At 73.1% G+C, this 7,741-nt stretch carries 9 protein-coding genes; all 9 read right to left on the bottom strand.

What is annotated here, in order from left to right:
- A partial coding sequence (locus tag E1300_RS18830; RefSeq protein WP_165502902.1) for a chromosome segregation SMC family protein occupies positions 1 to 1,183 on the bottom strand: 1,183 nt, incomplete at its 3' end.
- 565 nt (positions 1,184 to 1,748) lie between these two features.
- Complete coding sequence (locus tag E1300_RS18825; RefSeq protein ID WP_021598747.1) at positions 1,749 to 1,946, bottom strand: hypothetical protein; 198 nt, start codon at positions 1,944 to 1,946, stop codon at positions 1,749 to 1,751.
- A gap of 178 nt (positions 1,947 to 2,124) precedes the next feature.
- Positions 2,125 to 2,517: an acylphosphatase gene (locus E1300_RS18820; protein ID WP_131758325.1), complete on the bottom strand. Its 393-nt coding sequence runs from the start codon at positions 2,515 to 2,517 to the stop codon at positions 2,125 to 2,127.
- 30 nt (positions 2,518 to 2,547) lie between these two features.
- The gene (gene mutM / locus E1300_RS18815) at positions 2,548 to 3,516 is read right to left on the bottom strand and encodes a bifunctional DNA-formamidopyrimidine glycosylase/DNA-(apurinic or apyrimidinic site) lyase (RefSeq protein ID WP_131758324.1); all 969 of its coding nucleotides are present in this window, start codon (positions 3,514 to 3,516) and stop codon (positions 2,548 to 2,550) included.
- Positions 3,509 to 4,366, bottom strand: a complete 858-nt coding sequence (gene rnc, locus E1300_RS18810) for a ribonuclease III (protein WP_242619234.1) — start codon at positions 4,364 to 4,366, stop codon at positions 3,509 to 3,511. Before rnc ends, mutM begins: the two co-directional genes overlap by 8 nt.
- 365 nt (positions 4,367 to 4,731) lie before the next feature.
- Positions 4,732 to 4,911, bottom strand: a complete 180-nt coding sequence (gene rpmF / locus E1300_RS18805; protein WP_131758323.1) for a 50S ribosomal protein L32 — start codon at positions 4,909 to 4,911, stop codon at positions 4,732 to 4,734.
- A 1-nt stretch (position 4,912) separates the two neighbouring features.
- Positions 4,913 to 5,506 (bottom strand): YceD family protein, encoded by a 594-nt coding sequence (locus tag E1300_RS18800; protein ID WP_131758322.1) that lies wholly within the window; start codon positions 5,504 to 5,506, stop codon positions 4,913 to 4,915.
- 177 nt (positions 5,507 to 5,683) lie between these two features.
- Complete coding sequence (gene coaD / locus E1300_RS18795) at positions 5,684 to 6,166, bottom strand: pantetheine-phosphate adenylyltransferase (protein ID WP_131758321.1); 483 nt, start codon at positions 6,164 to 6,166, stop codon at positions 5,684 to 5,686.
- Positions 6,167 to 6,246: 80 nt separating this feature from the next.
- Positions 6,247 to 7,698: a penicillin-binding transpeptidase domain-containing protein gene (locus tag E1300_RS18790; protein ID WP_131758320.1), complete on the bottom strand. Its 1,452-nt coding sequence runs from the start codon at positions 7,696 to 7,698 to the stop codon at positions 6,247 to 6,249.
- Between the last annotated feature and the right edge of the window lie 43 nt (positions 7,699 to 7,741).

The raw sequence follows: 7,741 nt of genomic DNA, 5'->3' as shown, positions 1-7,741 counted from the left end.
CGCGCAGCCGCGCCAGCTCCTCGCGGCGGTCGGCGGCGGCGCGCGCGGCGGCCTGGAGGCGGCGCTCCTCGGCGGCGAGGGCGTCCTCGGCGGCGGACCGCTCATCCACCGCGGCGGACAGCCCGTCCTGCGCCTCCTCCAGCGCGGCGCGGAGCATCTCCTCCTGCTCGCGGATCTCCGCCGCCTCGCGCTCCATGTCCTCGGGGTCACGGCCGCGCCGCTCCTCCTCGCGGGCCTCGGCGGCGTTGCGGTGCCGCTCGGCGGCGAGGTCGGCGACGCCGCGCAGCCGCTCCTTCAGCGCCGAGAGCTGGAACCAGGTGTCCTGCACCTGGGCGAGCCGGGGCGCCTGCTCGGCCTCCTCCGCCTCCAGGACGGCCTCGCGCTCCTGCGCCTCGTTCAGCGCCCGCTCCGTTTCGGCGCGGCGCGCGCGGATCGCAGCCTCGTCGGCGGCCTCCTGCTCCAGCCGCGTCGACAGCGTGACGAGGTCGTCGGCGAGCAGCCGCAGCCGCGCGTCGCGCAGGTCGGCCTGGATCACGGCGGCGCGGCGGGCGATCTCGGCCTGCTTGCCGAGCGGCTTCAGCTGGCGGCGCAGCTCGCCGGTGAGGTCCTGGACGCGGGTCAGGTTCCCCTGCATCGCGTCGAGCTTGCGCAGCGCCTTCTCCTTGCGCTTGCGGTGCTTGAGGACGCCGGCGGCCTCCTCGATCACCGCGCGGCGCCCCTCCGGGCCCGAGTGCAGGACGCGGTCGAGCTGGCCCTGCCCGATGATGACGTGCATCTCGCGGCCGATGCCCGAGTCCGAGAGCAGCTCCTGGATGTCGAGCAGGCGGCAGGAGTCGCCGTTGATGGCGTACTCGCTGGACCCCGACCGGAACATCAGCCGGCTGATCGTGACCTCGGTGTAGTCGATGGGCAGCGCGCCGTCGGAGTTGTCGATCGTCAGCACGACCTCGGCGCGGCCGAGCGGCGCCCGGTTGGCGGTGCCGGCGAAGATGACGTCCTCCATCTTGCCGCCGCGCAGCGACTTGGCGCCCTGCTCCCCCATCACCCAGGCGAGCGCGTCGACGACGTTGGACTTGCCGGACCCGTTCGGGCCGACGACGGCGGTGATGCCGGGCTCGAACCTGAGCGTGGTGGAGGACGCGAAGGACTTGAAGCCGCGCAGGGTCAGGTTCTTCAGGTACACGCGCTCGCCGTCCTCCCTCCGGGTGCGGGCGGGCTCCGGGCGGGGCCTGCCTCGGATACGGGCAGGTCCGCACCCTACCGGCCGGAGTCGTCTGGACCTGGCAGCCGCGCGGCCGTTCCCCTCCAATGTGCCATCATCCGCCCCAACGGGAGCGTCCGACGCGATCCAGGGTACGGCCGACCGCACGTTTGGGATGGGCGGTTCCCGGGACGACGAGTGTCCCTTATAGGGACACCGCCCGCCATTACCGCCACAATCGGACAGACCGTTTCGGGACGGATGCTTGACCGAAGTCTGACCGCCGCGACCGTGCCCGCGCGAGGGTATGCCGAAAAGAGCGCGCGACCCGCGTGTCCGGGGGTCACGGGATGTGTCCGGGTACGCCCATCGGACCGCCGGTGCGGCGAAGCGCCGGGCGGCCGCCGCGTGGACGTCCGCCCGGAGCGGGCCGGCGAGCCCTCGGCGGGTCCGCGCACGGCCTCCGGCCGCGAAGCCGGGACGGTGGGCAAACAGAAGGGACGCCTTGGCACGGCGTCCCTTGTTGACTCCCGAGAATAGGCGCCGATCAGGTCAGCGCAGGTTCACGGTCCTTCACCGCAAGCGACATCACGTCGTCGTCCGTCGCCGTCGCCAGCGCGTCGTTCTCCGCCTGGAGCCGTACGAGCTCGGCCTCCAGGTCACGTACGCGCTGCTGAAGGCGCCGCATCTCCGCGACCATCCGGGGGTCGGGACCGCCGACGTGGCCGAGTAGAGCCTTCGCCATGACTAAGGGTCCTCCACGCTGAGTAACCAGCAGGGATCGCGCACGATAATCGACTGAAGTCGGTGCGCGTATCGTCTAGGGTCGCACCGGCCGGTGTCCTGGTCAAGACGCACATCACAGGCCGGTAACAACCTGTCTCCACTAGTTTAGCAGGTACAAACCGGAATTCCCTACCCGGTCACCGTTCCTGGAAACCGGAGGCCCCGCCGCGCGGCTCGCTCCACCGCTCGGCCACCCCCGTCACCCGTCCGGGACGGGCCGGGACGCCCGCCGGAAGGGCCCGGCCACGGGCCGCGCCGCCGTCCAGCAGCTCCAGGAGACGCTCCGCCTTGCCGCGCGGGCCCTCGGCGACGACCTCCACCCGGCCGTCCGGCAGATTGGCCGCGCTGCCGGTCAGGCCCAGCTCAAGGGCCCTCGACCGCACCCACCAGCGGAACCCGACGCCCTGCACGTGGCCGCGGACCCACGCGGTCAGCCGGACGGTCTCGTCCTCGCCCGCCGGTCCGCCTTGCCCGCCGGCGGGCTCATCGAGGCCGCCGGGCCGCTCGTCCTCGTGCTCTCTCCGGTCCATTCCAACCCCCACCTGTATGAGCGAGATCACTCAGTAGCGTGCCCGGCGCGGGCGGGGCTGGCACGTCGGGCAGCTGTACGACGAGCGGTTCATGAACTCGTCGCGGCGGATCGCGGTGCCGCAGCGGCGGCACGGCTCGTCCCGGCGCCCGTAGGCGTCCAGCGACCGCTCGAAGTACCCGCTCTCCCCGTTCACGTTGACGTAGAGGCTGTCGAACGAGGTGCCGCCGACCGCCAGGGCGGCGTCCATGACCTCCCTGGCGCCCTCCAGGACGCGCGCGGCCTCCGCCCGGGTCAGGGTCTCGGTCGGCCGCGCCCAGTGCAGCCTCGCCCGCCACAGCGCCTCGTCGGCGTAGATGTTGCCGACCCCGCTGATCAGCGACTGGTCGAGCAGGGCCCGCTTGATCCCGGTCTTGCGGCGCCGCAGCGCTCGGAAGAACGCGTCCTCGTCGAAGGCGTCCTCCAGCGGGTCCGGGGCGATGTGGACGATGGGCGCCGGGACGAGCCCGGAGCCGTCCGCATGGTCCGCCGCGACGGCGTGCCCACCTGCGTCCGCGGGCCCGCCCGCGCCCGCGAACGCGTCCGGGACGAGGTCGCAGACCATGAGGTGCCCGAACGTCCGCTGATCGACGAACCGCAGGTCGTGGCCGCCGTCGGTGAAGCCGATCCGGACCCGCAGGTGCTTCTCCCGCTCGCGGTCGGGTTCGCCGACGAGGAGCTGTCCGCTCATCCCGAGATGCGCGAGGAGCGCCTCCTCCGGCGCGCCGCCGCCCGGCCCGCCGCCGGCCGCGGTGTCGCGGAGGGGCAGCCACATGTACTTGCCGCGGCGGCGCGGCGCCAGCACGGTCCGGCCCGCGAGCCGTCCGGCGAAGTCGGCGGGACCGGCCGCGTGCCTGCGCACCGCGCGCGGATGCAGCACCTCGGCGGCGGCGATGGCGCGGCCGGTCGTCCAGCGGTCGAGGCCGCGGCGGACGACCTCGACCTCGGGAAGCTCAGGCACCGGCGAGCCCGGGAGACCGGGAGCCGTCGGACCGTCCGGCCTGCTCGTCGGTATCGCCCACGACACCACCCGCCGCGTCGGCCGGGGCATCACCTGCCGCAGGCGCGTCGGCCCCGGCGTCGGCCGCGGCACCGGCCTCGCGCTGGACGACGATCTCGCGGATCGCGTTCCAGGCCGCCTCGGCGGCGTGCTGCTCCGCCTCCTTCTTGCTGCGGCCCTCGCCCGCCCCGTACGTCGTGCCGCCGACGCGCACCGAGGCGCGGAAGGTCTTCTGGTGGTCGGGGCCGCTCTCGGCGACGTGGTACTCGGGGACGCCGAGCTCCTCCACCGCCGTCAGCTCCTGGAGCGAGGTCTTCCAGTCCAGCCCGGCACCGAGGCCGGCCGAACGGGTGATGAGCGCGTCGAACAGCCGGTGCACGAGCGCGGACGCCTCGTCCAGGCCGCGGTCGAGGTAGACGGCGCCGATCAGCGCCTCCAGCGTGTCGGCGAGGATCGAGGCCTTGTCGCGGCCGCCGGTGCCCTCCTCGCCCCGGCCCAGCCGGATGTGGGCGCCGACGCCGAGGCCGCGGGCGACGCCCGCGAGGGCGCGCATGTTGACGACCGCGGCCCGCAGCTTCGCGAGCTGCCCCTCGGGAAGGTCGGGATGGCCCCGGAACAGCGTGTCGGTGACGACGAGGCCCAGCACCGAGTCGCCGAGGAACTCCAGGCGCTCGTTGGTGGGCAGGCCGCCGTTCTCGTAGGCGTACGAACGGTGCGTCAGCGCGCGTTCGAGCAGGTCGTCGGTGACGTCGACACCGAGCGCGCGGGTGAGTTCCGCGCGGTCGGGCGCGGTGTCGGGCTTCTTGCTCACGGGCCCTCCTCGCAGGCCGTGGGGCCGCGCCGTCGCGCGGTCGCCGCTGGAGCGCGTGGCGGCCGGAGGCCGGGCCGGCGAAGGGGCACGGCGGGAGGGGTGGCCGGACGGTCCCGGAACCGCCCCGCGCGATGCGGGCGGCGGCCGGGCCCGACGGGCCGTCCGGGACGAACCCGGGGAGTGTCCGCGAAGACGAGGTGCGCGCCGGTCGGTTGATCCCGGCGTGCACCACGGCTCCGGGCGCAGGTCTCCGCGCCGGTCACCACGCCGGCGTCACGCGCCGGGGTGGTCGGGTGCCTGGCGCGCACCGTGGGGGGCGGGCCGCGCCGTCCGCGCGGATCCGCCCCCCACGATGCGGGAAAGGCTCAGGCCGACGGGGCGATGACCTGCCGCCGGTCGTAGGTGCCGCACGTCGCGCACGCGGTGTGCGGCAGCTTCTGGTCGCGGCACGTCGGGCACTCGACCAGCGTCGGCGCAGCGGTCTTCCACTGCGAACGACGGTGCCGCGTGTTGCTGCGCGACTTCTTCCGCTTCGGGACGGCCATGTCAGCCCTCCTGCTTTCCTTCTCGTCGGTCGGTTGAACCGCGGGGCTCGTCGTCCCCGCTCCCCCCGGTCGGGGGGACCGGCGCCACGCCGCCGGCCAGGCCCTGCAATGCCGCCCACCGGGGGTCGGCGACGTCGTGGTGGTGCTCGGGGCCCGCGTCGGCCAGCCGGGCACCGCAGTCCGGGCACAGGCCGGGACAGTCGTCCCGGCACAGCGGCGAGAGCGGCAGCGCGAGCAGCACCGCGTCCCGGAGCACCGGTTCGAGGTCGATCAGATCGTCCTCGAGTCGGAACTCGTCGTCGTCCGCGTTCCCGCCGGAGCGGGTGTCAGGATAGACGAAGAGCTCCTGGAAGTCCGCCTCGAACTCCGACGTGATCGGGTCGAGGCAGCGGGCGCACTCGCCCTCCAGCGGGACCCTCGCCGTGCCGGTGACGAGCACGCCCTCCAGCACCGCTTCGAGCCGCAGGTCCAGTTCGATGGAGGCGCCCTCGGGAACCCCCACCATCTCCACGCCGAAGTCCTCCGGCGCCGGGACGGACAGGATCTTCTCCCTCGACGACCCGGGCTGCCTGCTGAGGGCTCGGGTGTCGAGCACCAGAGGGGCGTTGGGATCGAGGCGAGACAGCGGATTCCTGCTTTCGTGAGTGGTGTCGCCGGCCGCACAGAGGACCGGCGGCTGCCGCCGCCGGTGATGGCCGATGTCCCAGGGTATCCGACACCGCGCGATGCCCCAACTCGCGCCCCGCCCCACCAGGCACCCCGCGTCCCGGGGTCAGTCCTCCCGCTTGAGCCGCTCCACGAGCCGGTCGTGGACGATGTCGGGGACGAGCCCGGAGATGTCGCCGCCGAACCTGACGACCTCCTTCATCAGGCTGGAGGACAGGAACGCGTACTCGGGGTTCGTCGCCATGAACAGGGTCTCCACGCCCGCGATGCGGTGGTTCATCTGGGCCATCTGGAGCTCGTACTCGTAGTCGCTGACGGCCCGCAGCCCCCGGACGATCACCGGGATGCCCTGCTTCTTGCAGTAGTCCACGGTCAGCCCGTAGAACTTGTCGACCTTGACGTTGCCGTACTCCTTGGTCACCTCTGCGATCATGTCGGCGCGCTCGTCGACGGTGAAGAGACTCTTCTTGTTCTTGTTGATCAGCACGGCGACGACCACCTCGTCGTAGAGGCGGGAGGCGCGGCTGATGATGTCGAGGTGCCCATTGGTGACGGGGTCGAACGATCCCGGACAGACGACACGGCGCACGAGGTGAACCCCTTCGGTCCCGGTTTCTGACCTGCGGCGCGACCGTACCAAACCGCGTTCGGGCCGCCGCCACCCGGGGTTCAGCCCGCGAGCGCGTCGATGATCTTCGCGGCGATCGGGCCGGACTCGATGCCGTACCCGGACGCCTCCGTCATCACCGCGACGGCGTACCGCGGGTCCTTCCGCGGGCCGAACCCGATGAACCACCGGTCGTTGTACGCGGCGCCCTCGACGTCGGCGGTCCCGGTCTTCCCGCCGAGCACGGACGTGCCCTGGAGCGACTTGCCCGTCCCGGTCCTGACGACCTCCTCCATCATCCGCCGCATGTCCGACGCCTGGTCGGACGTCAGGGGGCGGGACAGCTGCCGCGGCGTCCCCCGCCCGACCTCCTGCCCGTCGGCGGCGGTGAGCTTGGAGACGAGGTACGGCCGCATGACCTTCCCGTCGTTGAGGACCCCGGCCGCGACCATGGCCATCTGGAGCGGCGTCGCGACCGTGCTGCCCTGCCCGATGGAGCCGAGGGCGCTGAGGGACGGCTGGTCCGTCCGCGGGAACGAGCTGGCGGCGCTGCGCATGCCGTCCTCGATCTTGATCGGCGCGCCGAAGCCGTACTCGGCCGCCTCCCGGTGTACGGCGTCGTTGCCCGGGCTCTCCGCGCCCATGTAGGCGAACGTGGTGTTGCAGGACTGGGCGTAGGCGTCGATCAGCGGGATCGCCGACAGGTCGCACTGCCCGCCGATGTCGCCCGCGTCGTTGCTGATCGCCCGCCCGGCGCCGGGCGGCCGGTAGCTGCGGCCCGCCCGGACCCGCTCGTCGGCGCCGCTCCCGGCCACCAGCGCGGACGACGCGACGACCGTCTTGAACGTCGACCCCGGCGGGAACAGCTCGCTCGTCGCCTTGTCGAGCAGCGGCTTGAGCGGCTGGGCGTTGAGCCGGTTGAACGCCCGCTGGGCCTGCTGCCCGTTCAGCACCGACACGTCGTTCGCGTCGTAGGACGGCGTGGACGCCAGCACGAGGATCTCCCCCGTCTTCGCGTCCAGCGCGACGGCCGCGGCGCGGCGGCCCCCGCTGGACTGGAGCGCCGCGTACGCCGCGCGCTGAGCGTCCGGGTCGATCGTGGCCTCCACGGTGCCGCCCGGGACGTGCTTGCCGATCAGCTTGTCGACGAAGCTGGTGGTGGCGAGCCGGGCGTCGGTGCCGTCCAGGATGTGGTTCTCCGCGTTCTCCAGGCCCGTCTGCGCGAACGGCGAGAAGTACCCGGTGACCGGCGCGAAGACGGTGCTCTGCCGGTAGCGGCGCTGGTACCTCTTGCCCGACACGGGCTCCGACCAGGCCAGCCGCTCACCGCCCGCGACGATCGGACCGCGGTCGATCTTGTTGCGGTCGGCGTACTGGCGCGCGTTCAGCGGATCGTCGCGCAGGTCCTGTGCCTCGAACCCCTGGAGGTAGGTGACGTTCGCCATCAGCGCGATCACCATGACGATCGCCACGACCCAGCTGTAGCCCACGGCACGGTCGATGCCCGGCCTCATGCCGGGGCCCCTACCCCGTCCCCGGCGTCCCGACGCCTCGGCT

The organism is Actinomadura fibrosa (assembly GCF_900659615.1).
GTDB lineage: Bacteria > Actinomycetota > Actinomycetes > Streptosporangiales > Streptosporangiaceae > Spirillospora > Spirillospora fibrosa.
This window is presented reverse-complemented; position numbering and strand designations above follow the sequence as displayed.

What these genes read in the sequence shown, in the direction of transcription:
- E1300_RS18825 (WP_021598747.1), bottom strand. Translation starts at nt 1,946, where the DNA reads ATGGCGAAGGCTCTACTCGGCCACGTCGGCGGTCCCGACCCCCGGATG.
- E1300_RS18820 (WP_131758325.1), bottom strand. Translation starts at nt 2,517, where the DNA reads ATGGACCGGAGAGAGCACGAGGACGAGCGGCCCGGCGGCCTCGATGAG.
- E1300_RS18790 (WP_131758320.1), bottom strand. Translation starts at nt 7,698, where the DNA reads ATGAGGCCGGGCATCGACCGTGCCGTGGGCTACAGCTGGGTCGTGGCG.
- rpmF (WP_131758323.1), bottom strand. Translation starts at nt 4,911, where the DNA reads ATGGCCGTCCCGAAGCGGAAGAAGTCGCGCAGCAACACGCGGCACCGT.